Source organism: Herbaspirillum sp. (genome assembly GCF_035644555.1).
In the GTDB taxonomy this organism is placed as follows: Bacteria; Pseudomonadota; Gammaproteobacteria; order Burkholderiales; family Burkholderiaceae_D; genus Herbaspirillum.
In genome coordinates, this window is the sequence record NZ_DASQOH010000068.1 from 1 (window position 1) to 26,321 (window position 26,321).

Sequence of the window (26,321 nt, forward strand, 5' to 3'; positions counted from 1 at the left end):
CTACTGCTGCCCCAACTCCCGATACAACTCATTGGCGCGCATCAGGTGCGCGCGCATGGCTTCGGCGGCGGCATCGCCATCATGGGCGGCAATGGCATCAACGATGCGCTGGTGTTCCAGCAGCGTCAGTTCTTCCGCTCCGGGGGCGCGCACCAGGGTGGTGTAGAACTCGCTGGCCCAGCGGAACATCGACTCGACGATCGAGGGGAAAATCGGGTTGCCGCTGATGTCGGCGATCTCGCGATGGAAGGCCATGTCGCGTTCGATGAACTCTTCCAGGTTGACCATCGAGGCGCGATGCTCGGCGATGGCCTGGCGCAGCCGCGCCACCTGCTCCTCGCTGGCGCGCTCGGCGGCCATGCGGGCGGTACTGGTTTCCAGGAAGACGCGGGCTTCCTTCATGTGCTTCAACATGTCCGGCTTGGTACGCAGGAGATGCTGCGCACCGGCCGCGATCTGGGCAATCAGGCGGTCGGCCGTGGGGTCGACCACGCGGGCGCGCTCGCCATGGGCGATCTCCACGAAACCGGAACGCTCCATTGCCTGCATCGCCTCACGTACCGCCGGGCGGCCCACACCGTATTGCTCCATCAGGTCGCGTTCGGAAGGCAATTGTGACCCGGGCGGGAATTCACCCTGATGGATGCGATCCATCAGGCGCTCCAGCACTTCCTGGTATAACTTGCGTCGCTGTATCGGTTCCGGCATGGCTGCGCTGTCTCAAAGTATAGGTTTCGTTGGACGCGCACTCTACCATATCTACCGCAATCGCAGGCCCGGCCTGCGATTGCGCCATGCCATGGGCGCACGAAGCAGCCCCTAGTTCACAGCCCCCTCCAGCACATCCCCGAAGAAGCTGCGCGCGCCCACCTGTCCCCCTTTGAGCACCAGTTCCAGACCGTCGCGGCGGCGATTGTCCGACCATGCCCGGCACAGCGGCGCGCCCGGGGCCAGTCCGGCGCAGACCGACAGGGCCGTGATGTCCAGGGCACTGGCGACCTCGCCCGAGCTGTCGCCGCCGGCAATGGCAATGCGCTGCAACGACTGCCCGGCATCCCCATCGAGGATGGCACGCAGGGTCTCGGCCAAGGCGATGCCGACCTTGCGCGCCGCCTCGCCCCGTGCCAGTCCGGCCTGGGCGGCAATGTCATCGAAACCGGTGACGGCAGGATCGTCCGGTCCCTCGGCCGAAAACACCAACGGACTGCGCCCGCTGGCGATGGCCGCATCGGCCGCCGCCACCAGGCGCCCCAGTTCGGCAGTACGCCGCGCGGGCCGCAGCACGGCCGGCAAATCCATGCGCAGGCAGGCAAACCCGTGCTCGCGCGCCCACGCAATCTGCCCGGCCGTGACCGGTGAACAGCTGCCGCTGACCGCCGCAATCACCGGCACCGGGCCGGCCTTGGGTAACGATGGCTGCGCCGCGATCCAGCCGCGTTCACGCCAGTAGGCGGTGAGCGCGTATTGCAAACCCGAGGACGATGCGCTGAAGACACCCGCCCCCCTACCCTCCCACACCAGCCGCCCGGCCTGGCGCTGGGTCTCGTCGTCGAGCACGTCGATCAGCACCACCGGGGCATCGCCACCGCGTAATGCCTCAAGATGCGCCTGCGCCTGCCCGGCCCCGTCGCGCAGCTGCAGCATGTCCACCAGTTCCAGGCGGTGCGCGGTCTGCCGGCGCAGATGCCGGCGCAGGTCGGCCTCGTCCATGGGCGTGACCGGATGGCGCGACATGGTCGGATGCCGGTCCAGCCGGTAGCCCTGCCCGTCCACTGCGGCAAACAGGTTGCCGAACAACTGGTAGCGCTTCAACCGGGGCGCACCCACCACCATGGGCGACCAGTCGCCGCGCAGATGGCGCGTGCCGATATCGATGGCGCGCCCGATGGAACCGGTCTCGGGCGAGGAATCGAAGGTCGAGCACACCTTGTACTGCATCACCGGCGCCCCCAGCGCCGCCAGCGCAGTGAAGGCCTGCGGCAAATGTTCCTCCATCCATTGCGGGGAACGCCCGCGCGAGGACCCGGCGATGCCGATGCAGCGCACCTCGGCAAAGCGCGCCAGCATCGCCGCATCGGGCGTGCACAGGAACAGCACGGTCGGCAGACCGGCGGCGCTCATCACCTCCATGGCATCGGTGGAGCCGGTGAAGTCGTCGCCGTAGTAAGACAGCAGCAGCCCCTGCGGCAACTGCGCACTCTCAGGCAGCAGACTCATTTCCAGAACCCCAGCGCCGCCTGCAGCGCCTTGTTGCTGCGCGCATGCTGGGCCAGGGGGACGCCTTCGATGGCGGCCACCCAGGCCTCACGCAGCGCTTCCACGCCTGCCGCCACTCCCTGCGGATGGCCGAAGATGCCACCACCGGCGGTATGGATCAGGTCGGCGCAGCCAATGGCGGCATAGGTATCGGCCGCCTGCAAGCCGGTCTGCCCGGAGCTGAAGACCGGCATCGTGCTGACCATGTCGGCCCCGGCCACCACCGGCTGCAGGACCGAACGCGCCGCCGTGATGACACTGTCATCCGGCTCGCTGAACTTGTTGCCCAAGCCATTGACGTGCATATGGTCAGCCCCCGCCAGGCGCCACAGCTGCTGCCAGGGCGCATAGTCCCAACCCAGTTGCGGGCTGCGCGTGAGATAGCCCCAGCCGGCGCGATGCGCGTGGATAGGCAGTTGGGCATGACGGCGCAACTCCTGCAGACCGACCAGACCGATGGAATTAAGGACCGCCATGACACAGCTTCCGCCCTCGGCCAGCACCAGGTCATGACGACGTCGCATCTGGTCCAGGTCGCCGGTGAGGTTGAAGGCCACCATGACCTTCTTGCCGGTGCGATCGGCGTGGTCGTTGACCACCCGCATCACCGCCCGCACCCGCTCGTCGAAGGGACAACGGCCGCCATCGGCCTGCAGTTCGTCGTCCTTGATGAAATCGATGCCACCAGCCACCAGTTCACGCACCTGCTGCACCGTCTCCTCCACCGACAGGCCGATGCTGGGCTTGATGATGGTGCCGATCAGCGGACCATGCGTCACCCCGCTCAGCCGACGCGTGCCTTCGATGCCGAAGGCCGGTCCCGGATAGGCCTCCACGAAAGCCTTGGGCAGTTGCAGCCCGGTCAGGCGCAGACCCGACACCTGGCGCAGCTCGAACAGGTTGCCCGCCACCGTGGACATCAGGTTGGGCAGCGAGGCACCGGTGTTCTCCAGCGGCCAGGACAGCTCCAGCCGGCATTGCGTATAGCGCTGCGACGTCATGCCGCCGGGCAGGCTGGGCGTGCCGCTGTGGCCGAGGATCTCCAGCTTCTCGACACGGGCGCCGGAGCGTGCCTTCAGTTCCGGCGTCTCGGTGGCCAGGGCCACGAAGGTCCCGCTGGATTGCTCCCCGGCGATGACCTCGGCCGCGCGCGCCGGGTCGTCCCCGGTTTCCAGCCAGTAGCTGGCGTAGATGCGTTCCATGCCCGCTCCCTCAGGTGATGCGGCGGATGCTCTCCGCGATCTCGTCATGCTCGAAGACCTTCAGCCAGTCGTCGCGCAGCAGGCGCGGCAGGCCGTTCTGGATGGCCTTGTTGCAGGCATCCGAGAAGGCACCGGGAATTTCCTTGAAGATCACCGCGCCCAGGATGTTCATATGCCCCAGCAGGAAATCGCGGGCCGCCTCTTCCGGCACGCCGCGACGCACGGTCTCGTCCATGGCCTGCTTCATCGCATAGAGCAGCGTGGCACAGACGGTCTCGGACAGGCCCGGCTCCAGGATCGCCATCTGTTCGACCGTCAGGCGATAGCTGCGCAGGATGGGCTGGTAGATCACCTTGGCCACATCCTCGCCCAGGTCGAAGGCCGACTCCGGACCCTGCATCAGGGCACTGGTGATGGATTGCTTGGCGGCGCCGCCACCGAAGAAATCGCGCCGGCCTTCCGCCGTGGTCTCATCGTTGAAGATGGGCGGGTGGCAAGGGTGGGCCACGAAATAGACCAGGTCCGGCCGGTCCGGCAGATGGCCGGCGAAGGGCGCGGCCGCGTCCAGCGTCATCACCATCACGCCGGCGCGCAGCTTGGGCGAGATCTCGGCGGCAATCTTGCCGATCAGGGTGTCGGGCACGGCCAGGATGACCACATCCACGTTGTCCAGCGCCGCGTCGATGCTCACACAGTCCACGCCAACCTCGTCCCGCAGGCGCTGCTGGCCCACTTCGCTGACTTCCACATGAGAAACCTGGTAATCCGATTTCTTCAGATTCTTCGCCAGGCGCACGCCCATCTTGCCGCCTGCACCGAAGAGTGCGATCTTTTCCTTCATATTTCTTCTCCTATCGTCATTTGAGTTCTGCAAAGTTCCGGTCGGCCAGGCCAACTGGCTGCTGGCCGACCGGCGGATTTATTCGGCGATCACGCGGCCCTGCAACTCGGCCGCCTCTTCCCGTGATCCCGCGCCGATGGCGAAGATCACCAGTGCCGACACCGCCATCAATGCGCCCACCACGAACATCGGTGCCTGGTAGGAACCGGTGGCATCCTTGATCGCTCCGGTGATGAAGGGCGCCATGAAGCCCGCCGCGTTGCCCACTGTATTGATGAGGGCGATACCGGCAGCGGCCGCCGCACCGGAGAGGAAGCGCGCCGGGATCGACCAGAAGGTCGGCAGCGCCGAGAAGATGGCGCAGGCCGTGACCGTGATGGCCATCACGGTGGCTGCCGGGCTCTGCATGTACAGCGCGGCCGGGATGCTGATGGCGCCCAGCAGTGCCGGCAGGCCCACATGCCAGCTGCGCACGCCGCGCCGGGTGGCGTCACGGCTCCACAGGAACAGCGCGATGGCCGCCGGCAGGTAAGGAATGGCGGTGATCAGGCCCTTCTGGAACACATTGAATTTGGTGCCGAACTGGGTCTCGAAGCCGCCGATGATGGTCGGCAGGAAGAAGGCCAGCGCGTAAAGCCCGTAGATCAGTCCGAAATAGACCAGCGAGAGCATCCACACCCGCGGATTCTTCAGCGCCGCGCCGGCGTGGGCCACATGCTCCACCCGCTTGCCGTTCTGCTCGGCCTGCAGGGCGCCGGTGAGCCACTTGCGTTCGGCCTCGTTGAGCCATTTGGCTTCACCCGGCTTGTCGGCCAGGTAGAACCAGGCGATCACCCCGACCACGATGGCCGGCAGCGCCACCCCGGCGAACATGATGCGCCAGCCTTCCAGGCCGAACAGGCCATGCGCCTCGATCAGCAGGGCCGCCACCGGCGCGCCGATGACGATGGTCAGCGGCTGGGCCAGGTAGAACAGCGCCAGGATGTGGCTGCGATGCCGGGCCGGCACCCACAGGCTCAGGTAGAGGATGGCACCGGGGAAGAAACCGGCCTCGGCCACGCCCAGCAGGAAGCGCAGCACATACAACCCCTCCACGCTGCTGACCCAGGTAAAGAGCAGCGCCACGATGCCCCAGGTCACCATGATGCGCGCCAGCCAACGGCGCGCGCCGTACTTGTGCAGGGCCAGGTTGCTGGGGATTTCCAGCAGCACGTAGCCGATGAAAAAGACCCCGGCGGCAAAGCCGAACTGGGCCGCAGTGAGCGCCAGGTCACGGCTCATGCCATTGGGGCCGGCAAACGAGATCGCCGTGCGATCCAGGAAGTTGATGAAAAACATCAGGCCTACGAAAGGCACCAGCCTCATCGCGACCTTGCGGATGGCCGATCTTTCGACGGCACTTGGGGTGGTCTCCATTTTTGTCTTGTCTCCTGTCGGGTTGAGAGGCTGTGCCTGTTCAACGACAACCTCTCCGGGTTTCGCCAGGGACTGCGGGGGCTGTGCGCCTTGCGGTCGCCTGGCTGCCTTTGCTTGTTTTGTTTCTTTGATGTTTTCTTGATATCACCAGCGGCGGAGGCAGACAAAAAATACGGACCGCGCCAACTGGTATAATCACTATACCATTACACCAGTTGTAAAGATGCTCAAATTTTTTGCATGGATCAGGTGAATGTCTCGCATGCGAGCGCAGGAAAGGCTGCATGGGCTGCATGGGCTGCATGGGCGACAAGGCGCCCCCGGCGCTTCATGCCGGAAATAATGCAAGCGGGAAAGATCAGGCGGGAGGAGCCCCCACCTGGAAGAAGAGCCCCTGCCATGGGGCGCAGGGTCGATACAGGTCAGAGCGCCGAACGCTCCCGAAACAGCCGCACCAGCGCCTCCCCCGCCCCCGACAACTGCCCCCCTTTGCGGGTGACGATGCCGATGGTCTGCGACATCGAGCGCAGCTTCACCGGCAGGATGCGCAGCATCCCGCGCCGCACGAACATCTCCGCCACCGCCGTGGGCAGGATGGACACCATGTCCGTCCCCTGCTGCAGCAGCGCCACGGTCACGAAGGTCGATGCCGTGGAAATGGCATTGCCCGGCATGGTCACCCCGGCCAGGTCCATCTCGCGCTCCAGCACCGCGTGCAGTGGCATGTGGCTGGGATAGGTCACCCAGCGATAGCCGGCCAGCGCCGCCAGCTGCAGCTGCCGACTGCGCGGGCGCGGGTGCTCGGCCGACACCACCACCGACAGCGGTTCCTCCGACAGGGCCTGGTAGTGATACTTGCCAGGATGGTCCGACACGCTGGCGCGCGCCACCAGCAGGTCGAGATGCCCCTCGTCCAGCAAGCCCAGCAACTGCACGCTGGTATCTTCCACGATCTCGATGCTCAGTTCGGGATGGCGCCGTTGCAGCGCATCCACCGCCGGCACCACCATCTCCGGTACCGCCCCCATCACCGCCCCGATGGCCAGCCGGCCACCGCGCCCGGAGCGCAGTTGCGCCATTTCCTCGCACAAGGACCCCAGGTCGGTGGCCATCAGGCGCGCATAGCGGATCACGCAATGGCCGAACTGGTTGGGGATCAGCCCGGACTTGGTGCGTTCGAACAATTGCGCATCCAGCATCGATTCCAGCTCGGCCAGCGACTTGCTGGCCGCTGACTGCGTCATGGCCAGAGCACTGGCGGCCTTGTGCAGGGATTTGTGTTCATCCAGGGCGATCAGCAGCTGCAGCTGCTTCATGCGCAGACGGGACAGCAGACTCTGGAGGCTTTGCAGGCTGGGCGTGGGTTTCATGGGTGATTCCAAAAAGCGATCACATGATGGAAAGTCTTCACTATACAGCCCCGGTGGGCGCACGTATATTGGTCGCCATTGCAAGCCGCCATCCACCGATGGCCCACGACAACCATGACGGAGACTCCATGAGCACCCCCATCTACCGCGGCGTATTCCCGGTCGCCCCCACCATCTTCGACGAACACGGCCAGCTCGACCTGGAAGGCCAGAAGCGCGCCATCGACTTCATGATCGATGCCGGCTCCAACGGCCTGTGCATCCTGGCCAACTTCTCGGAACAGTTCGTGCTCTCCGACGAAGAGCGCGTGCAGGTGCAGAACACCGTGCTGGAACACGTCGCCGGACGCGTGCCGGTGATCGTCACCACCACCCACTTCGGCAGCCAGATCTGCGCCGAGCGCAGCCGCGCCGCGCAGGACGCGGGCGCGGCCATGGTGATGGTGATGCCGCCCTACCACGGCGCCACCTTCCGCGTGTCCGAAAAGCAGATCTACGAGTTCTATGCACGCGTGTCCGAAGCCATCGACATCCCCATCATGATCCAGGACGCACCGGTGGCCGGCACCCCGCTGTCGGCGCCCTTCCTGGCACGCATGGCCAAGGAAATCGAAAACGTTTCCTACTTCAAGATCGAAACCGCCGGCGCCGCCTCCAAGCTGCGCGAGCTGATCGAACTGGGCGGTGACGCCGTGGTCGGCCCGTGGGACGGCGAAGAAGCCATCACCCTGATCCCCGACCTCGACGCCGGTGCCACCGGCGCCATGACCGGCGGCGGCTACCCGGATGGTATCCGCAAGATCGTCGACGCCTACATGGCCGGCGACACCGAAAAGGCCGCCGAGCTGTACATGCACTGGCTGCCGCTGATCAACTACGAAAACCGCCAATGCGGCCTGGCCGCCTGCAAGGCGCTGATGCTCGAAGGCGGCGTGATCAAGTCGGACATGCTGCGCCATCCGCAGGCACCGATGCATCCCAAGGTGCGCGAAGGCCTGCTGCGCGTGGCCCGTCGCCTGGACCCGGTGGTGCTGAACTGGGGCAAGTAAGCCCCTGCCGGCAGAATGAAGACGGGAGCTGCGGCTCCCGTTTTTCATGGTCGCGCGATCTGTGTCATCCTTGGATTTTCCTTCTTGCCACGGAGTCGCCCTTGTCCAAGCCCCTCATCCCCAGCCAGTTCCATCCCGTCGCCCTGGAACACGCCAGCCGCCTGGTCAACCACGGCCCCACGGTGCTCATTACCGCGGCCCACGAAGGCCGGCGCAACATCATGGCCGCCGCCTGGTCCATGCCGGTGGAGTTCACGCCGCCGCGCATCGCCGTGGTGATCGACAAGAGCACCTTTACCCGCGAACTGATCACGCAATCGGGCAGCTTCGGCATCATCGTCCCCGGTGCTGCGCAGATGGATCTGACCTATGCGGTGGGCAGCGAAAGCGGGCGCGACGTCGACAAGTTCACGCGCCATGGCATCCAGGCCGGCAGCGGCCCGGTACTGGGCATGCCGGTGCTGGAACAAGGTTGCGCTGCCTGGCTGGAGTGTCGCTGGATCAAGGAGAGCCATACCGAACAGGCCTACGACACCTTCTTCGGCGAAGTGGTCAGCGCCGCCGCCGATGTCCGCATCTTCGAGAACGGTCATTGGTCCTTCACCGACGCCAATGCCGATCTGCATACCCTGCACCACCTCGGCGCCGGCAAGTTCGTGGTGGCCGGCAACCAGCGCCAGGCCAAACCGGGCTGAGCACAGCGGCGGCCTGGGCGGCGCCTTTCCATGGATCTACGGTCGTCATCCTGACGAATGACTGACAGCCAGGCCAAGCCCAGCAAGGCTTTCCGGGCGGCGCTATAGTGTGACCAAACGCAGTCCCTTCAACCGTCGCCAGCCATCCGGAGAACACCATGAACCAGCCAGCCGCCACCCTCGACACCCCCGTCCCTGTCATCACACTCGACCAGTTTCGCGACACCATGCTGGCACGAGGCTATGACGAAGTCGTAGAGCGACATTGGGACGGTGGCACCGTCCTCGATACCCATACCCACCCCTTCGAAGCCAACGCCCTGGTGGTCCAGGGCGAGATGTTCCTCAGGCTCGATGGCGCAGCAGAGCGCCGCCTGGTCGCGGGCGACCGCTTCCAGGTGCTGCCCGGCACGCCTCATAGCGAACGTTACGGCGATGCCGGCGCGACCTACTGGGTCGCGCGCAAGAACTGAACCGAGGGCGGCCGCAGCAGTCGCGCCAGTGGCATGACAGCGGCCCGCTCAATGCACCTGGATCGCCTCGGTGAAGCAATAGCCCACGCCATGCACGGTGCGTAGCGGCAGGTCGCACATGGTGTTGTCACGCCATTTGCGACGCAGCCGGCTCACGGTCTTTTCCAGCACCCGTTCGTCGAAGTTCATCCACTCGACGCCGAAGGCCTGCGCGATCGTGCTGCGGTCGGCCGCATGCCGCGCGCTGTCGGCCAGTGTGCGCAGCAGTGCGAATTCGCGCGCGTTGATCTCCACCGCGTCATGCCGGGGTGCACGCAGGGTGCGCGAGGTGCTGTCCAGGCGCCAGGTGGCTGGCACCACCCGATGCAGCAGAGCATCGATGTAGGCATTGAGCAGTTCCGGCCGCTCGGGCATCGGCTCGCAGAAATCGGCCCCATTCTCCAGACCGCCTACCCGCGCCCCGGCGCTCTCCTGCGATGCCGCCAGCAACAGGATGCCCATGCCGGCCTGGGCGGCGCGCAATTGCCGCGTCAGCGCATAGCCCGCGCCGCTGGCGCTGCCGACGTTGATGATGGCGATGTCGCAATGTTTCACCGGCGTGAGCAACGCATCGCCATCGGCCATCACACATCCCACCTTGTGCCCTTGTCGCTCCAGCATCTTGCGCAGTTCGTGACTGCTTTTCTGCAACTTGGCTGGTTGGGTTTCTTCGATCAATAACATATAGGCCATGAGGCTTCTCCCTATTTCTCATTACGTTTCATTGACGACCGAAAACTAAGAAAATCCGGTCCGACCACAATTACGGTGCCGCCCTCATCCGCCCTGCATCGGCGTTTCAGGTCTCGCGATAGAGAAATCTATAGAAGAAATCTTAGTTTTTCACGCCCCCAGTTTTGCTCGTCACCCACATTATTCTTCTGCAAGGAAAAATATCTTTCGGTGTTGCGTTTTTTTCGCACCAATCGGTCGTTCAAGACGCGATTTTCGAAGCAATCAGGGTTGATCCGCCCCCCTCAAATGAACTTGCTCCTCCCCACGGCACTTTCGAAAAAATTCTGCCGTGCCCTCGATTTGATGTTTGCTGCATTTCCCAATCGTTTTGGCAGCGGGAAAAATCTTGCGTACTTTGGCGTTTTTTCGTCGTTTCGAGCGCCTTTCGCGGTAAGTTCGGCACATTCGTCACGAGGTGAACCCATGAACCAAAAGAACCAAAAGACTTATCAACCACTGTATTTCGGGCCGCTGTCAGGACAACGCATTCTGGTCATCGACGATGTGGAAGAAGACCGCATGTTGATCTCCGATTTCCTCCTGCGCCACGGGGCAAGACTGTATATCGGAAACAACGGGCAGGATGGCTATCGCAAGGCGCAGACAGTGCGACCGGACCTGATCCTGATGGACCAGCGCATGCCGATCTACGATGGCGTGACCAGCTGCCGCCTGATCAAGGCCAATACCATCACCTGCCACATCCCCCTGATCTTTCTCTCGGCCGCTACCGCCGTCGAAGAAAAGATCTCGGGGCTGAAGGCCGGGGCGGTGGACTACATCACCAAGCCATACAATTTCGATGAAGTGCGGCTGCGTCTATGTGTGCACGTGCGCTCGCCGATGCACCAGACACTGCCGCCCTTACCGGGCCAGGGCATGGCCGGTGAGACGGGCGGGGTGGTCGGCTTCGACGCGGTGCTGTTCCAGGCGGCGCGCCGGCTGATGCTGGAGAAACTCGACCAGACTATCGGTCTCAATGCCCTGGCCGCCGCCGTAGGCACCAATGCGCGCCGGCTCTCCAGCGCCTTCAAGCGTTGCGCGGGCGTGACGGTGTTCGACTTCCTGCGCGAGGAACGCATGAAGGAGGCGCGCCGCCTGCTGTCGGAAAGCACGCTGGAGATCGGTGCCATCGCGCTGGCCCTGGGCTATAGCAATACCGCCAATTTCTCCACGGCATTCCGCGAACGCTTCGGCATGCCGCCCAGTCACTTCCGCCGCTGACCACTGACATGCAAAACTTGCTGCGATGGTGGTTTGTCGCCCTCCTGTGGGCCGTGCTGGCATGGCCTGCGGGCGCGGCGCAGGCCGATGCAAAGGCCGGCGCAGAGGTCGATACGAAGGCCGGCGCAAAGGCCAGCGCACGGGCCACCGTACCGCCCCCGATCGACCTGGCCAGGGTGGCGCACAGTATGTCCCTCACGGAGCATCTGCTGGTGCTGCGCGATGACACGGGCCGCCGTCCGCTGGCGGCCGTCATGGCCAGCGGCCTGTGGAAACTGAGCGGCCGCCCGATGCTGCACGAAGGCTATAGCGAAAGCGCTTTCTGGCTACGCGGGGTCATGCGCAACGACAGCCCGGTGGCCGTGACGCGCTGGCTGGCGCTGGGATCGGCGCGCCTGCAGGACGTGCAGCTCTATGTGTTGCCCCCGCCCGGGCTGGCCACCGGCGAGCATGCCCGTCAGCTGCCGCAGTATGCCGGCACGCTGTATCCCCTGGCGCAACGCGAGGTGCCGGCGCGTAACGCTGTGTTTGCGCTGACCCTGGCCCCGGGCGAACAGCGCGTCGTGGTGCTGCGCGTGGCGGGTAGCTCGGTGATCGATCTCAGCGTGGCATTGTGGGAACCGACTGCCTTCCGCGAACAGGAAGGACTGGAACTGGGGATACAGCTCTTCGTGCTGGGGGTGGCGCTGGTGCTGGTGACCTATGCGCTGATCCAGGGCGCCACCTGGGGTGACCACGGTTTCGCGCTGACGGCGCTGTGGATCATGATGGCACTGGCCTTCAGCCTCAGCTTCCAGGGCTACCTGTATCGCTACCTGCTGCCGGACGGCGGACCCTCGCTGGTACACGCGCCGGCCACGCTGGGCTGCCTGGCTACCCTGCTCTATCTGTGGATGAGCTACGCCCTGGTCGAGCTGAACCGGCTCCGTCCCTGGATCAGGATCTACGGTCTGCTGAGCCTGGTGCTGCTGGTGATGGCGGGCTGGACCGCGGTCGGCGACTATCGCCAGAGCGCGCCGGTGGCCAATGCCTGCGCCGGCCTGTGCTATCTGGTATGGCTGGTGTCGATGCTGCACGGATGGCGCGAAGGGCTGGACAATGCCCGCCTGCTGGTGCTGTCCTTCGCCCTGGCCTGGCTGGGCATGTTGCTCAAGATGCTGGAACTGAACCGCCTGGTGGAGCGCAGCGTGCTGCCGGACTGGCATTTCATCACGCTGTTCCAGCTCGGCCTGCTGGGCGTGGGTACCAGCCTGGTGGTGGGTCGCGCGCTGCAGCTGCGGCGCCTGTATGACCAGATGCAGTGGGCCATGCTCTACACCCGCGCGCACGAACAGCTCAAGCTGGAAGAAGCGGTCAAGCAACGCACCGACGAACTGCGCAAGGCGCTGGAGGCGGCCGACCAGGCCAATCAGGCCAAGAGCGGTTTTCTCACCCGCATCAGTCACGACCTGCGCACCCCGCTGACTTCCATCATCGGCTTTGCCGACCTGCTGCAGACGGCCGGCGGAGAACATGCGCAGCGTGGACGCATCATCGTGCGCAGCGCCCGCCACATGCTGGAGATGGTCAACGACCTGATCGACTACCTGTGCGGCGATCCGCAGGAAATGCCGCACCCCACACCGCTGTATGCGCATGCCCTGCTGCACGACATCGGCCAGCAAGGCAAGGCCCTGGCACGACGCCAGCGCAACAGCTTCAGGCTGCAGGTCTCGCCGACGCTGCCGCCGGTATTGCAGATCGATGGCCGGCGCCTGCGCCGCGTCCTCGGCAATCTGCTGGACAATGCCGCCAAATACACCAGCGAAGGCGACATCGTCCTCACGGTCGACTGGGCGGAGGGCGCCGACCCCGGCATGGGAGTCATAGGGATGCAGGTGATCGATAACGGCAGGGGCATCCCGCTGCAATACCAGGGGCGCGTATTCGAACCGTTCGAGCGGGCCAACGCCGACCGCGACCAGCCGGGCATCGGCATGGGCCTGGCCATCGTGCGCCAGTGGGTGCAAAAGATGGGGGGCCAGATCATGCTGCAGAGCCAACCCGGGCAAGGCACCGTCGTGAATGTGCACCTGCCGGCGGCGCTGGCCAGGGAGCAGGACATTGCCCCTCATGACAGCCGCGACGGCAGCGCCGAGCATCCCTGCATCGATGGCAACGGACGCCTGGTACTGGTGGTGGAAGACAGCCCGGAGATCGCCGCCCTGCTCGTCGAGCAGCTCGACAGCGTGGGCTTCAGGGTGGAACTTTATAAGGACGGCCAGTCGGTCATGGCGCGCATGGCGCATGGCCAGAACGCACCGCCGTCACTGCTGGTGACCGACTATCTGCTGCCCGACAGCCGCGGCGACGAGATCCTGTTCGCGGCGCGCCAATATCTGCCGGGGGTGCCGGTGCTGCTGCTGTCGGCCACGCTGCGCCAGGAAAGCGACAAGCCGGAGGATCAGGAGTTCGATGCCCACCTGCTCAAGCCGGTCAACTTCACCGAACTGCAGGAAAACGTGGCGCGGCTGCTGCGCATGCCGCCGTTACAGTCGGAAGATCCAAACGCCATGGACTCGCTCATGTCCCCCACGCCCCCTCCCCCGGAAAGCGTGCAAAAGGCGCTGGACCTGATCGCCCTGGGAGCGGTATCGGAATTGCTGGAGTGGTGCGACGACCTGCTGCAGCAGCACCCGGAATGCGAGGACTTCGTGACGCAGGCCAGGGAATTCCTGCGCAGTGGCGACCTGTTCGAAATGGAGGCCTTGTGCCAATTCCACCTGTACTAGGGCCTGTTCACATTCAATCTGCGAGTGCGGGAGGTCGCCAGGCATTGCCTGCCTGGGTGCCCGCTGGCGGCCGCCTGCGGTCAATCGCGTGTGCGCGCGCGCTCGTCCTGTGCGAGACCGTTGCTATCCTCGCGACTGCGTGCCTGTTCGGCATTGCGCAGATTGAGCTGGTTGAGCTGGTACTGCTGCTCGGCATGCTGGAAGGCCAGTTGTTCCTTGGGCGAGCGGCTGCAGGCCGCCAGGCCCAACGCCAGGATGGTCGCGAGCAGCAGGATGAGGGGGGCCGGTTGGGATGTCACGGGTGTCTCCATCTTCATATTTCCTTGCGGAAATATACCCCTCGCAAATCCTCACGGCAAGCCCGGCGCGGCTCTCCTCCCGGACCTTTCCGCCGCATCAATCCCGGGCGGCGATCCAGTCCCAGGTATCGGCGGCCGACATCGGGCGCGCGATACCGTAGCCCTGTCCGTACTCGCAACCCAGATGCTGCAGGATGCGCCGGCACTTCTCGGTTTCCAGCCCCTCGGCCACCACCGCGAAGCCCAGCTTCTGGCCCAGGTGGATCATGGAGGGCACGATCTGCTGGTCCGAGTAATTGCTTTCCATGGTACGGATGAAGGACTGGTCGATCTTCAGGTAATCGGCGGGGATGTTCTTGAGATAGCTCAGGTTGCTGAAGCCCGCGCCGAAGTCGTCGATGGCCACCTTCACTCCCAGCCGCTTGATGTCCTGGATCTTGCCATAGAGCTTTTCGGGGTTCTTGCTCATCGCGCTTTCGGTGAACTCGATCTCGATCAGGCCGGCAGACGATGCCGTTGCAACAGCATCGCCAGCGTATGCAGCAGATCATCATTGTCGAAATCGCGCGCCGAAACATTGATGGCCACCGGGATGGCGCGCCCCTGGCGGGCCCAGGCGGCGGCCTGCTCGATGCCATGCTGCAGCACCCACAGGGTGACCTGGCGGATCAGCGCGGTTTTCTCCGCCAGGGGAATGAACAGCCCCGGCGAGATCGGCCCGTGCACCGGATGGCGCCAGCGCAGCAAGGCTTCCACCCCGGCGCACTGACCCGACATCAGCGCTATCTTGGGCTGGAACTCCAGCCACAGCTCGTCGGTCGCCAGGAGCGCGGCAGGGATGGCCGACAGCAGCTCAAAGGAATGCTTCTGCATGCGCCCCAGCGGCTGCTCGTAATGGCATTGCAGGCTGCCGCATTCGCGCGCCACGTCGATGGCGGTCAGCAGCGAGGGCACCAGTTCATTGTCGTCCTCGCACTGCGACATCGGCACGATGCCCACCGAAATATCCAGATGGTGGGGAATCCCCTGGTGCGCCACGGTCGAGGCAAAGGCCTCCCTGATCTGACCGGCCTGCACCTGCCACACATCGCGCCGCTCCAGATAGGCAAAGCTGGAGGTGCCGATGCGATAGAGCGCAATACCACCCAGCGCCTGGCGCAGGCGCTCCTTGGCCTCGATCAGGAAGCCTTCCACGTAATCCCAGCCGAGCGCCTTGATCATGTCGGCCAGATAGACGTGCTCGCACACTTCCACCGCCACGGCCGTAAGACGGTCGAGGTGGCCTTCGACACTGCGCAGGGTCTGCAGATCGCTCACCAGCCGGCTGCGATTGGGCAGCGCGGTAAGGCTGTCGACGTAGCTGGCATCGCGCAGGATTTCCAGCCGCGCCATGACGATGGCGGCCAGCCGCCGCAGGGTGTCGGCCTCTTCCTCGCTGAACTGCGCGCGCGGCGACTTGCCGATCACGCACAGCGTGCCCAGGTGCAGGCCCTCGCGGGTCTGCAGCGAAGCGCCCGCATAGAAACGGATGCCCGGTTCACCGGTGACCAGAGGATTGTCGGCGAAGCGCGGGTCGAGACGGGCATCGGGGACCACCATCACCTGGTCCTGCGTAATGACGTGGCTGCAGAAGGATTGCGAGCGCGGTGTGGCCTGAGCCTCCAGCCCGTGGCGCGACTTGAACCACTGACGATGCGCGTCCACCAGCGAAACCAGTGCGATCTCGGTCCGCAACAAGCGGGCCGCCAGGTCGGTGACCAGGTCACACAGGGCATCGGGCTGGGTGTCGAGGATGCAGTAGCTATCCAGCACCGCCAGGCGGCGCTGTTCGGATTCGGAGGGCGCGTCCAGCACGCCCTCCATTCTCAGCAGATCGGCATGCATAGGATGATCAGAATGTGACCCATTCGTCGGACCCGCCGGCCAGTTGCCGACCTGCCAGCGGCGCACTCCGGCGCACTTCGCGCGAAGCAAGCGCAGCACGGGGGGCGCGCGCCGGTGCCACCGGCTGCGTTGTCCGCTCCTGCGCCATGGCGCCGGCCGCCGGCATGGCGACCTCGGCCGCGGTCTGCACATCCGTCGCGTCGATGCGGAAGACGCTCACCGCATGGGCCAGTTCCTGGGCCTGCTCCTGCAAGGCCTGCGAAGCCGCCGCAGCTTCTTCCACCAGCGCCGCATTCTGCTGGGTGACCTGATCCATCTGGCCCACCGCCTGGCTGACCTGCTCGATGCCGGAACGCTGTTCTTCCCCGGCCGCACTGATCTCGCTGATCATGTTGCTGACCCGCTGCACACTCTCGACGATCTCGCGCATGGTATCGCCGGCCTCGTTGACCAGCACACTGCCGGACTCCACCTTGGCTACCGAATCGCTGATGAGGGCCTTGATTTCCTTGGCGGCGGCTGCAGAGCGCTGGGCCAGGCTGCGCACCTCGGTGGCCACCACCGCAAAACCGCGCCCCTGCTCGCCGGCACGGGCCGCTTCCACCGCTGCGTTCAAGGCCAGGATGTTGGTCTGGAAGGCGATGCCATCGATCACGCTGATGATGTCCACGATCTTGCGCGAGGAGGCATTGATGTCTTCCATCGTCTCCACCACCCGGCTGACTACCCCGCCGCCATTGCTGGCGATGCCGGAGGCCTCCCGGGCCATGCGGTTGGCCTCGCGGGCATTGGCCGTGTTCTGCTGCACGGTGGAGGTCAGCTCTTCCATCGAGGAAGCGGTCTCTTCCAGGGAACTGGCCTGCTGCTCAGTGCGCGAGGACAGGTCGAGGTTGCCGCTGGCGATCTGCGAGGAGGCCGTGGCAATCATGTCGGTGCCGCGGCGCACGCCCGAGACGATGCGCACCAGGCTGGCATTCATGTCGCGCAGCGCGCCCAGCAGTTCACCGGTCTCGTCACGCGAGGCCACCTCGATGCGCGCGCTCAGGTCGCCACCGGCCACCTGACGCGCCAGTCGCACCGCCAGCGCCAGTGGACGGGTGATGTTGTTGGACAGCCACCAGGCCAGCAGCATGGCCAGCACCACCGAAATGATGCCGCCGCCGATGAGGGTATTGCCGGTGACCGACTTGAGGGCTGCCGCCTGCTCGGCGCGCTGCGACAACAAATCCGATTCGGCACGGTCGGTCTCGGCCAGCAGGGCGCGCATGCGGTCCATTTCGGTCTTGCCCTTGCCGGCCTGTTCGAAGGCCACCACCGCCGCCATCTGCTCGCGGCCCTCCCGCACTGCGCGGCGCAGGGCGATGGCGGGCTCGATGGCGGAGGCCAGCCAACGCTGTTCCGCCTCGGCGATCTGCTGCAGGCGTTCCTGCTGGGCCGCGTTGTCGGCGGTCAGCTCGCGCGCCCGGGTCAGATACTTCTTGAAGCCGGCATTGCCCAGCTGATAGGGTTCCAGCGAAGCGTCATTACCGGTCAGGGAAAAACCACGCTGGCCGGTCTCGATGTTGACCAGGCTTTCTATCATGCCCTGCAGCTGGTCGCGCACCTCATAGGTATGCACGTTCAACTCGTTGGCCGCCCCCAGGCGCGCGAAATTGGCATAGGCCACGCTGACCAGGATGACCAGGATGGCGGCTACCATGCCGAAGCCGATGTACAGGCGGGTGCCGATTTTCAGGTCGGAGAGTTTCATGGTTGTTTTTTCCGTTGAGAGAGACAAGGTTTCCCGATGGCGCGCGCCTCTCGGATGGATCCGAAGGCCCTACGCTTGCTTTTTTATTCTTCGCGTTCACAATCCGGCAAATGCGTGACATACTTATAAAAATCACCAAAACAAACATAAATTCCGGTGCAAAATAAGAATAAAATCATCATGCAACGGCTTTGAACGGATAATTTGAAAAAATATCCGTACTTCTTCAAAATATTTTTATTGAAAAAGAGACAATGACTGATGACATCACTCCGCCCGAGGAGCTGACCGACCTCCCCCTGCTGCGGCCGGGCGCGGTGGCGCGCCAACTGGGCATGTCGGTGGAAACCCTGCGCGCGTGGGAGCATCGTTACGGCATCACCTCCTCGCAGCACAGTGGGGGCGGGCAGCGCCTGTATTCGCAGGAAGACCTGCAGCGGCTGGGCTGGATCAAGCGGCTGGTCGATGCCGGCCACCGCATCGGCAAGCTGGCCGCGCTGTCGCCGGCGGAGCTGCAGTTGCTGGCCCAGGGCCTGCCTCCCGAGATGCCACTGGCGCCCGGCAGCAGCTCGGCCCAGCACCTGCGGCTGGCCCTGGTCGGCCCCTGGATCGCCACCCGTGCCGCCGCCGAGGCGCTGGCCCGCCAGCACTTCACCGTGAGCGCCGCGGTGGAAACTCTGGAAGAACTGGCCCAGCCCGAAAGCGATGCCGAACTGCTGATCCTGGAAACCGCCGTACTCGACAGCGACCTCGATCGCCGTCTGGAGACGCTATCAGCGGGCTTCAGGCCAGGCTCGGTGCTGATCCTGTACCGCTTCGGTTCGCCCGACATGGTGGTGCGCCTGCAGCAGATCGGCTATCGCGTGGTGCGCAAGCCCATGGATGGCCTGGACATCGGCTGGCTGTGCGAACTGCTCAAGCGGGTCGATCTGCCGGCGCCGGGCGCGTTCCCGGAGCCGGACGACGGCGTGCCGCTGCCACGCTTCAGCGAGAGCGCACTGGCACAGATTTCCGAGGCATCCGACCGCATGCAGTGCGAATGCCCGCGCCACCTGGCCGAACTGTTGACAGCGCTGGTCGGCTTCGAGCGCTACAGCCGCCAGTGCGAAGACGAATCCGAAGAAGAGGCCGCGCTGCACCGGACCCTGTGCCTGGCCGCGGGACGCGCCCGCCTGCCGCTGGAAGAAGCCCTGCAACGACTGACTCAGGTCAAGGGGATCACCCTGCCGTAACGGCGAAAAAAAAGCGCGTCCACCGGACGCGCTGCAGAAAGGCCGGGACGGCCGCTCAGAACTGTTCCCACTCGCCCTCGGCGGTCGCAGCCGCAGTGGCCCGCGGTGCAGCTGCCGGCAGTGCCTTGGTCGCGGCCGGCGCACTGCTCTTGAGGGGCGCCTTGCGCGGCAGGGCTGGCGTACCCGGCGTGGCCTCGGCGCGAGGCCGTGCGGTCACCGGCATTGCCTGCACGGCCCGTACGCTGCTCCCCCCGCCGCCCAGCCGGAAAATGCTCACCGTGTCGCACAGTCGACCGGATTGCTCCTGCAGGGATTGCGCGGCAGCGGCCGCCTGTTCCACCAGGGCAGCATTCTGCTGGGTCACTTCATCCATCTGCACGATGGCCTGGTTGATCTGCTCGATCCCATCGCTCTGCTCGCCGCTGGCGGCCGTGATCTCGGCCACCACGTCGGTGACCCGCTTGACGCTGGCCACCACCTCGTGCATGGTCGAACCGGCCTGTTCCACCAGGCGGCTGCCATTTTCCACGCGCTCCACGGAAGCATCGATGAGGGTCTTGATCTCCTTGGCCGCCGCCGCACTACGCTGGGCCAGGGTCCGCACTTCCGAGGCCACCACGGCGAAACCGCGGCCCTGCTCGCCGGCCCGCGCCGCTTCCACGGCGGCATTCAGGGCCAGGATATTGGTCTGGAACGCAATCCCATCGATGACGCTGATGATGTCCACGATCTTGCGCGAAGCATCGTTGATCTCGCCCATGGTCTGCACCACTTCACCCACCACGTTCCCTCCCTGCATGGCCACCGTGGAGGCGGTCTCGGCCAGGGTATTGGCCTGCCGCGCATTGTCGGCGTTCTGACGCACGGTGGAAGTCAGTTCTTCCATGGCCGAAGCGGTTTCTTCCAGCGCGCCGGCCTGCTGCTCGGTGCGCGAGGACAGATCCAGGTTGCCGGTGGCGATCTCGGCCGAGGCGGTGTTGATGGTATCGCTGCCCTGCCGCACCTCGGTGACGATGCGATGCAGGTTGTCGTTCATGGCCTTGAGCGAGGCCAGCAAGGCGCCGGTCTCGTCGCGCGAGGTGGCGTCGATCTGCACTGTCAGGTCACCGGCCGCCACCGCGGTGGCTACCTGTACCGCCTGGTTGAGCGGGCGGGTGATGGAGCGGGTGATGAGCACCGCGCACAGCACCGACAACAGCACCGCCACGGCCGACAGGACGATGACGGTGTTGACCGCGTTGGCACTGGCCTGGTTGGCCTGGGCCACGCTCTCGTCCATCAGTCCCACCTGGAAGGTGATCATGTCCTTGAGCACGGCGAAATACTTGTCCTGCGCAGGAATCACTTCCCTGAACAGGAAATCGCCGGCTTCCGCCTTCTTCTGCTGGCGCAACAGCGCGATCACCTGGTCGCGCGGCTTGCCATACTCGGCACGGGCTTGCTTGAGGCGCGCGAACAGGGCCTTGCCCTCGGGCTTGTTGAGGCGCTTTTCGAGGTCCGCCATGTGATCGGTGATTTCCCGACTGGTGTTCAGGGATCGCTCCAGATACTTGTCCACGTTCGCCTGGTCAGGCGCGATGACGGCGTTGCGCAACGCCCGCGCCGCCACGTTGACCTTGTCGCTGATCTGGTTGGCCAGCGCCACCTTGGCATAGCGATCGTTGACGATCTCGCTGGTGGCGTCGCTGACCGTCCACAGGTTCTTGACGCCCACCACCGCGATGACGCACATCACCACAATCAATGCCGCAAAGCAGGCCCCCAGCCTGACACTGATCTTCATATCCGACATCTTCATATTCTCACCCTCCCCCTTGAATGCTCCTGTTCCCAGCCACGATAAATCCGCCTATCCAGGCGCCCCCCCGACCTGGAATATGCCGACTATAAACGATTTATTTATTAAATTCGATATAAATGCTTAATACGTCTGATTTTCACATCAGCTTGTTCCTGTGGCATGACATGCGCTTAACGATGCCGTGAGAAATGGCGAGCCTTTCCCGGCGGAACTGCCGATGCAACGATGGAAATGGCCGAAAAATAGCGCGGCACCGGACTGTCGCGAAAACAACGGGACGCTTAATGCAGGTCAAAATCTCATCATTTTCCCGCCCCCAAAGTGTTGCAATAAAGGAAATTAAACGCCAGATGAGCTAAAATACAAATGGTTAATTTGATTAATTTAATTCCAAGTTGACATGATTGACCTGCATCATCACGGAGAGCGTCATGCCCCTCAAACGTCTCAACAACAAGGTCAGGATCATTTCCATCGCCCTGGCCATCCTGGGCAGCGCCATGTTCGGGTATGCCCTGCTCAACGGCAGCATGGCCGGACGCGAAGCGGCGCTGAAATCGGGCCAGACGGCCACCATGAACATCGCTACCGGCCTGTCGACCCAGGTCAATCTGAGCTTTCGCGCGGCCGATCTGCTGCTGCAGGAAATCGCCGAACTCGATGACGACGGCCGGCTCGGCCCACAGCAACTGCGCAGCCTGATCCAGGAATTGCTCGACCGCCAGAGCCGGCTCTTTCCCGAGATGGACAGCCTGCTGGTGATCGATGAACAGGGCCACATCCTGCAGCGCTGGCCGGCGCAGGATTCTGCCGCTGCCGGCCTGGCTGGAGCGCCTGGCAAGCCCTTGTCCAGCTCCGCCAGCGGTCTGCAGATCGGTGCGCCCATGCCCAGCCGCGTCACCGGCCACTGGGTGATCCCGCTCACCCGGGTGCGCATGCACCGGGGCAAGCCGGCGGGGGAAATCCGGCTCGGGGTCAGCCTGGCGCATTTCCAGCTCCTGTTCGACGACATCGACATCGGCGCCCACGGTTCGCTGCTGCTGGGCAGCAGCGGCGGCGTGATGCTGCTGCGCCGGCCCTATGGCGAACAGTTCCTGGGCAAGGACATGGTGGAACTGCCGCTGTACCGGGATCATGCACGCCAGCACGCTCCCGGCTGGGCCGCCATCCAGTCGGCGCAGGATGGGGTGCTGCGGCTGCACTATGTGACGGGCGTGCCCGATTACCCGCTCTTCGTCAGCGCGGCCCTGGCCCATGACGAGATGCTGGCCGACTGGCGCGCCGCGCAGGCTTCGCAGCTGCTGGTGATCATCGCGGCGGCGCTGATCATCGGGCTGCTGACGGCCTACCTGCTGCGCGTGGTGCACATGCGCGACCGTGCCGAGGATGAAATCGAAAAGAAGAACCTGTCGCTCAAGCTGCTCACCGACAACCTGCGCGCCCAGGCCATGCTGGATGGCATGACCGGCATCCCCAACCGGCGTTATCTGGATGAACAGCTGCAGCTGGTGATGCAGAACGCCAGCCGCAGCAAGAGCGCCCTGTCGCTGGTGATGCTGGATGTGGATTACTTCAAGAAGTACAACGACCTGTATGGCCACATTCAGGGTGATTACTGCCTGCAGGACATCGCCCGTACGCTGCAGACCGTGCAGCGCCGGCAAGCCGACCTGGCGGCGCGCTACGGTGGCGAGGAATTTGCGCTGCTGCTGCCCGATACCGACCTGGCCGGTGCCCACGGGATCGCGCAAAAGGTGGTCGATGCGGTACGGGCGCTGGCGATCCCGCATGAAGGCAATGCGCCGGGCGTGGTCACCATCAGCGCTGGTGTGTACACCTGCGTGCCGCGTCCGGAAACCCGCATCGAGGATATCTTCGCCGGAGCCGACCGCGCCTTGTACCGCGCCAAGGAAGGTGGCCGCGACCGCGTCGCCGACTACCAGCCGCCGCGCGCGCTAGCGGGCGGCCAGGGCCGGCAGGATGGCATGGCGCATGACCCGTCGGCCCAGGCCTAGGGCTGGCTGCCGACCCCGGCGATGCGTGCCGGGCTCAGGGCCTCGGCCTGCACGCCGAAACGACCAATGTGCTCCGGGATCGCCTGGCCGCGCACCAGCGCAGCATAGGCCTCACCGGCAGCAGGCGCGGACTGGATACCATAGCCACCCTGCCCCGCTGCCCAGAAGAATCCCGGCACTTGCACATCGTAGCCGCCGACGAAGCTGCCATCCTCGACGAAGGAACGCAGACCGGCCCAGACATGCGCCGGCCGACGGATGTCCAGCGTGGTGCCGGTCTGGATATGGTCGATGGCAATGGCGATATCCAGCTCCTCGGCCTGCACATCCTGCGGCGGAACAGGATCGGCATTGGCCGGGGAACCCAGCAGCAGGCCGGCGTCGGGCTTGATGTAGAACGCCTGGTCCACCGGCATGAACATCGGCCAGTGGGCACTGTCGGGCGGTGCCGCGAAGGTGAAGGCGGAACGGCGGCAGGGCTGCAGGCCGATGCGGGCGGCGCCGGCCAGGCTGCCGATCTGATCCGCCCAGGCGCCGGCAGCGTTGATGATCACACCAGCCCGCAAGCTTCCCTGGGACGTGCCGACCTGCCACTCCCCTGCGCCGTCGTCGCGCACGATGGTCTGTACCTCGGCGTCGCACAGCAGCCGCGCGCCGGCCGCCCGCGCACCGCGCAGAAAGCCCTGGTGCAGGGCGTGGACGTCGATGTCGGCGGCATCTTCCTCGTAGACCGCGCCGATCAGGTCTTCCCCGCGCAGCACCGGCACCATCGCCAGGGTCTGCTCGCGGTCCAGGCGCTGCACCTTGTCGGACACCGAACGCACCAGCGCTTCATGCGCATCCAGCTCGGCCCGCAAGGCTGCGCCTGCATAGAACAGTGCACCACGCGGGGTGAGCAAGGGATGTTCGGCAAAGCCTTCTGGGGGATGGTCGAAGAAGGCGCGACTGGCGCAGGTCAGCGCCCGCACCTGCGGCGGCCCGTAGCTTTCCATGTAGAGCGCAGCCGAGCGACCGGTGCTGTGATAGCCGGGCTGGGACTCGCGCTCCAGCAGCAGCACGCTGCCATGTGGCGCCAGCCAGTAGGCGATGGAGGCACCGGCAATGCCGGCACCGATGACGAGATAGTCCGCCCGCTCTGCTGCGCTCATGCTCATGCTCCCGGTGATTGATCAGAGCGCGGCCACGACGGCCACTTCCACATCCAGCCCCGGCAGCATCAGCAACGCCTGCACGCAGGCCCGCGTGGGCGCATGGCCGGCCGGCACCCAGGCTTCCCACACCGCATTGAAGGCGGCGAAATGATCCGGGCTGGACAGCCATACATTGGCCGAGACGATCTGCTCACGGCCGATGCCCTGCGCCTGCAACTGCGCATCGATCTTGGCCAGCACTTCGCTGGCCTGCTGCGGGATGGGTGCGCCGGCGTTGTCCGGCACCTGGCCGGAGACGAAGGCAAAGCCGTTGGCCACCACCAGCTGGCTCATGCGGGCATTGGTGTTGAAGCGTTGGATAGGGTTCATGTTTGCGCTAATCGTATAAAAAATAAGTATTCACCAAGATCAGAAAGATGCTCACCGTTCGTGCTGGGTAGCGCCTTCGATACGGCCCTGACGGGCCTACTCAGTCCGAACGGTTTCAGATTGATTGGTCACTGCAGCTCAAACGGCAGGACCACCCGCCACACCGGCTACCTGCCCCTCGAAGATAGGCGGATGCGTGACGATGGACTTCAGCGGCGCCTGCACCGTCTTCAGTTGGGCGATATCTGGACGTGGCCGGCGCAGCGCGACGTCGCCGTCGAAGGCCTGCTCCAGCGCCGCCGCACAGCCCAGCAGGCGCGCATCGCCCCGGAACGGACCGGTGACCTGCAAGCCGAAGGGCATGCCGCGATGGTCGCGTCCGCACGGTAGCGAGATCGAGGGATTGGTCACCAGCGTGACCACGTAGGTCAGGGCCAGCCAGCGGTAATAGTTTTCCAGGGCGACGCCATTGACCTCCTTCAGGTACAGCTCGCTCCAGGGGAAAGGCGAGACCGGCGTGGTCGGCGAGACGATCAGGTCGTAGCGCTCGTAGAGCTGCTGGAAGCGCCGGAACATACGGGTCTGCTCGCCCTGCGCCCAGGCGCAGTCGGACAGGCTCATGGCCGCGCCCATCTCGTAGTTGGCGCGGGTATTGAGCCCCAGCGAGGACGGGTCGCGCCGGTAGGCGGCCTCGAAGCCGGCCACGAAGGCCTCGGCCCGGATCACGTCGAAGGCGCGGTGCGCTTCGCCCATGTCTACCTGCACCGGCTCGCACACCTTCACCAGACCGGCGATGGCAGCGATCTTGTCGCGGAAGACCTGGCGGATGCCGTCGTCCACCGCGCACACGCCGAAGTCCTCGGTGTAGCCGATCCGCAATTGCGCCAGGTCGATCTCCGGCAAGGCCGCAAACTCGCTGTCGCTGACCGCATAGCCCAGGGGATCGCTGGCATGCAGACCGATGGTGGCGCGCAGTTGCAGCACCGTATCGGCAACATCACGGCCCATGGGACCGACCACCGAGATCGGCGTCCAGCCCAGGATCTTGCGCTCGCTCGGCACCAGCCCCGGCGAAGGACGGAAGCCCACCACGCCACACTTGGCCGCAGGGATGCGCAGCGAGCCGCCGGTATCCGAACCCGAGCACAGTGGCAGCAGATCGGTCGCCAGCGCCGCGGCCGAACCACCCGAAGAACCGCCGGCATTCAACAGCGGATTGAAGGGATTGCCGGTGGCGCCCCAGACCGTATTGCGGCTGTTGGCGCCGGCCCCCATCTCCGGGACGTTGGTCTTGCCGGCGACAATCGCCCCGGCCGCGCGCAGGCGCGCCACCAGTGCGTTGTCGCGCTCCGGCACATTGCCGCGATAGAGCGGCGAGCCGTAGGTGGTCAACAGGCCTGCGGTCTCTTCCAGGTCCTTGATGCCCATCGGCAGACCGTGCAGCAGGCCCAGCGGCTGGCCGTCCATGACGGCCTGCTCGGCGGCCCGCGCTTCGACCCGGGCGCGCTCGAAGCAGGTGGCGGTGACGGCATTGATGTGCGGATTGATGGTCTCGATGCGGGCGATGCAGGCGTCCAGCAATTCGACCGGGGACAATTGCCGGCTGCCGATCAGCCGGCGCAGTTCGACTGCACTTTTTTCAACGATATTCTCTGGCATGCTTTCCCTTGGTTTGGTTCAGGCCGGCTGCATCTGGCCGGCGGTCTTGGTGGTGCGGATGAACAGGCTCACCAGCACCGAGAACAGGGC

At 65.0% G+C, this 26,321-nt stretch carries 20 protein-coding genes and 1 pseudogene; 7 read left to right on the forward strand and 14 right to left on the reverse strand.

The annotated features are described in order from the left end of the window. The 6 genes from VE092_RS18465 to VE092_RS18490 all read right to left on the reverse strand — a co-directional run bounded on the left by VE092_RS18465 (nucleotide 1) and on the right by VE092_RS18490 (nucleotide 7,085). The gene (locus VE092_RS18465; protein ID WP_077237780.1) at nucleotides 1-708 is read right to left on the reverse strand and encodes a transcriptional regulator NanR; all 708 of its coding nucleotides are present in this window, start codon (nucleotides 706-708) and stop codon (nucleotides 1-3) included. A 111-nt stretch (nucleotides 709-819) separates the two neighbouring features. Beyond that, a complete protein-coding gene (gene oiaK, locus VE092_RS18470; RefSeq protein ID WP_324879274.1) occupies nucleotides 820-2,217 on the reverse strand; it encodes a 3-oxo-isoapionate kinase OiaK in 1,398 nt (465 codons plus the stop codon). Continuing rightward, complete coding sequence (locus VE092_RS18475) at nucleotides 2,214-3,458, reverse strand: ribulose-bisphosphate carboxylase large subunit family protein (protein WP_324879276.1); 1,245 nt, start codon at nucleotides 3,456-3,458, stop codon at nucleotides 2,214-2,216. Before VE092_RS18475 ends, oiaK begins: the two co-directional genes overlap by 4 nt. A 10-nt stretch (nucleotides 3,459-3,468) precedes the next feature. Next, nucleotides 3,469-4,299 (reverse strand): phosphogluconate dehydrogenase C-terminal domain-containing protein, encoded by an 831-nt coding sequence (locus VE092_RS18480; protein WP_102661255.1) that lies wholly within the window; start codon nucleotides 4,297-4,299, stop codon nucleotides 3,469-3,471. Nucleotides 4,300-4,377: 78 nt separating this feature from the next. After that, nucleotides 4,378-5,715: an MFS transporter gene (locus VE092_RS18485; protein WP_324879279.1), complete on the reverse strand. Its 1,338-nt coding sequence runs from the start codon at nucleotides 5,713-5,715 to the stop codon at nucleotides 4,378-4,380. A 422-nt stretch (nucleotides 5,716-6,137) separates the two neighbouring features. Beyond that, nucleotides 6,138-7,085 (reverse strand): LysR family transcriptional regulator, encoded by a 948-nt coding sequence (locus tag VE092_RS18490; RefSeq protein ID WP_324879281.1) that lies wholly within the window; start codon nucleotides 7,083-7,085, stop codon nucleotides 6,138-6,140. Nucleotides 7,086-7,213: 128 nt separating this feature from the next. On the opposite strand from VE092_RS18490, the gene VE092_RS18495 reads away from it, so the two are divergent. From VE092_RS18495 to VE092_RS18505, 3 genes are all read left to right on the forward strand, one after another. After that, a complete protein-coding gene (locus VE092_RS18495) occupies nucleotides 7,214-8,134 on the forward strand; it encodes a dihydrodipicolinate synthase family protein (RefSeq protein WP_324879284.1) in 921 nt (306 codons plus the stop codon). A 101-nt stretch (nucleotides 8,135-8,235) separates the two neighbouring features. Then, a complete protein-coding gene (locus tag VE092_RS18500) occupies nucleotides 8,236-8,829 on the forward strand; it encodes a flavin reductase family protein (RefSeq protein ID WP_324879286.1) in 594 nt (197 codons plus the stop codon). 158 nt (nucleotides 8,830-8,987) lie between these two features. Then, nucleotides 8,988-9,302: a cupin domain-containing protein gene (locus tag VE092_RS18505; protein ID WP_324879288.1), complete on the forward strand. Its 315-nt coding sequence runs from the start codon at nucleotides 8,988-8,990 to the stop codon at nucleotides 9,300-9,302. A 48-nt stretch (nucleotides 9,303-9,350) separates the two neighbouring features. Here the strand turns inward: VE092_RS18505 and VE092_RS18510 are convergent, their stop codons facing one another. Next, a complete protein-coding gene (locus VE092_RS18510) occupies nucleotides 9,351-10,034 on the reverse strand; it encodes a response regulator transcription factor (RefSeq protein WP_324879290.1) in 684 nt (227 codons plus the stop codon). A 465-nt stretch (nucleotides 10,035-10,499) separates the two neighbouring features. Here VE092_RS18510 and VE092_RS18515 point away from each other — a divergent pair, with 465 nt between their 5' ends. Beyond that, nucleotides 10,500-11,300 (forward strand): DNA-binding response regulator, encoded by an 801-nt coding sequence (locus tag VE092_RS18515; protein ID WP_324879292.1) that lies wholly within the window; start codon nucleotides 10,500-10,502, stop codon nucleotides 11,298-11,300. A gap of 188 nt (nucleotides 11,301-11,488) precedes the next feature. Continuing rightward, a complete protein-coding gene (locus VE092_RS18520; protein ID WP_324879294.1) occupies nucleotides 11,489-14,071 on the forward strand; it encodes a hybrid sensor histidine kinase/response regulator in 2,583 nt (860 codons plus the stop codon). An 80-nt stretch (nucleotides 14,072-14,151) separates the two neighbouring features. Here VE092_RS18520 and VE092_RS18525 read toward each other — a convergent pair whose 3' ends face one another. The 3 genes and pseudogenes from VE092_RS18525 to VE092_RS18540 all read right to left on the reverse strand — a co-directional run bounded on the left by VE092_RS18525 (nucleotide 14,152) and on the right by VE092_RS18540 (nucleotide 18,004). Further along, a complete protein-coding gene (locus VE092_RS18525) occupies nucleotides 14,152-14,370 on the reverse strand; it encodes a hypothetical protein (protein ID WP_324879296.1) in 219 nt (72 codons plus the stop codon). A 97-nt stretch (nucleotides 14,371-14,467) separates the two neighbouring features. Then, nucleotides 14,468-16,254, reverse strand: a pseudogene (locus VE092_RS18535) (putative bifunctional diguanylate cyclase/phosphodiesterase). Between the two features lie 7 nt (nucleotides 16,255-16,261). After that, nucleotides 16,262-18,004: a methyl-accepting chemotaxis protein gene (locus VE092_RS18540; RefSeq protein WP_324879302.1), complete on the reverse strand. Its 1,743-nt coding sequence runs from the start codon at nucleotides 18,002-18,004 to the stop codon at nucleotides 16,262-16,264. Nucleotides 18,005-18,258: 254 nt separating this feature from the next. On the opposite strand from VE092_RS18540, the gene VE092_RS18545 reads away from it, so the two are divergent. After that, nucleotides 18,259-19,236 carry a MerR family transcriptional regulator gene (locus VE092_RS18545; RefSeq protein WP_324879304.1) on the forward strand — a complete coding sequence of 326 codons (978 nt, stop codon included), beginning with the start codon at nucleotides 18,259-18,261 and terminating at the stop codon, nucleotides 19,234-19,236. 55 nt (nucleotides 19,237-19,291) lie between these two features. Here VE092_RS18545 and VE092_RS18550 read toward each other — a convergent pair whose 3' ends face one another. Then, nucleotides 19,292-21,034 carry a methyl-accepting chemotaxis protein gene (locus tag VE092_RS18550; protein WP_324879306.1) on the reverse strand — a complete coding sequence of 581 codons (1,743 nt, stop codon included), beginning with the start codon at nucleotides 21,032-21,034 and terminating at the stop codon, nucleotides 19,292-19,294. A 434-nt stretch (nucleotides 21,035-21,468) separates the two neighbouring features. Between VE092_RS18550 and VE092_RS18555 the strand changes: the two genes are divergently transcribed. Further along, entirely contained in the window at nucleotides 21,469-23,052 is a 1,584-nt protein-coding gene (locus tag VE092_RS18555; protein WP_324879308.1) for a GGDEF domain-containing protein, read from the forward strand. Here the strand turns inward: VE092_RS18555 and VE092_RS18560 are convergent. The 3 genes from VE092_RS18560 to VE092_RS18570 form a co-directional block, all read right to left on the reverse strand. After that, nucleotides 23,049-24,200, reverse strand: a complete 1,152-nt coding sequence (locus tag VE092_RS18560; protein WP_324879310.1) for an FAD-dependent oxidoreductase — start codon at nucleotides 24,198-24,200, stop codon at nucleotides 23,049-23,051. The two genes, VE092_RS18555 and VE092_RS18560, sit on opposite strands and share 4 nt — an antisense overlap. 21 nt (nucleotides 24,201-24,221) lie before the next feature. Next, complete coding sequence (locus tag VE092_RS18565) at nucleotides 24,222-24,572, reverse strand: RidA family protein (RefSeq protein ID WP_324879312.1); 351 nt, start codon at nucleotides 24,570-24,572, stop codon at nucleotides 24,222-24,224. Nucleotides 24,573-24,710: 138 nt separating this feature from the next. Continuing rightward, nucleotides 24,711-26,231, reverse strand: coding sequence for an amidase (locus tag VE092_RS18570; protein ID WP_324879314.1), 1,521 nt, complete (start codon nucleotides 26,229-26,231; stop codon nucleotides 24,711-24,713). Nucleotides 26,232-26,321 lie beyond the last annotated feature (90 nt).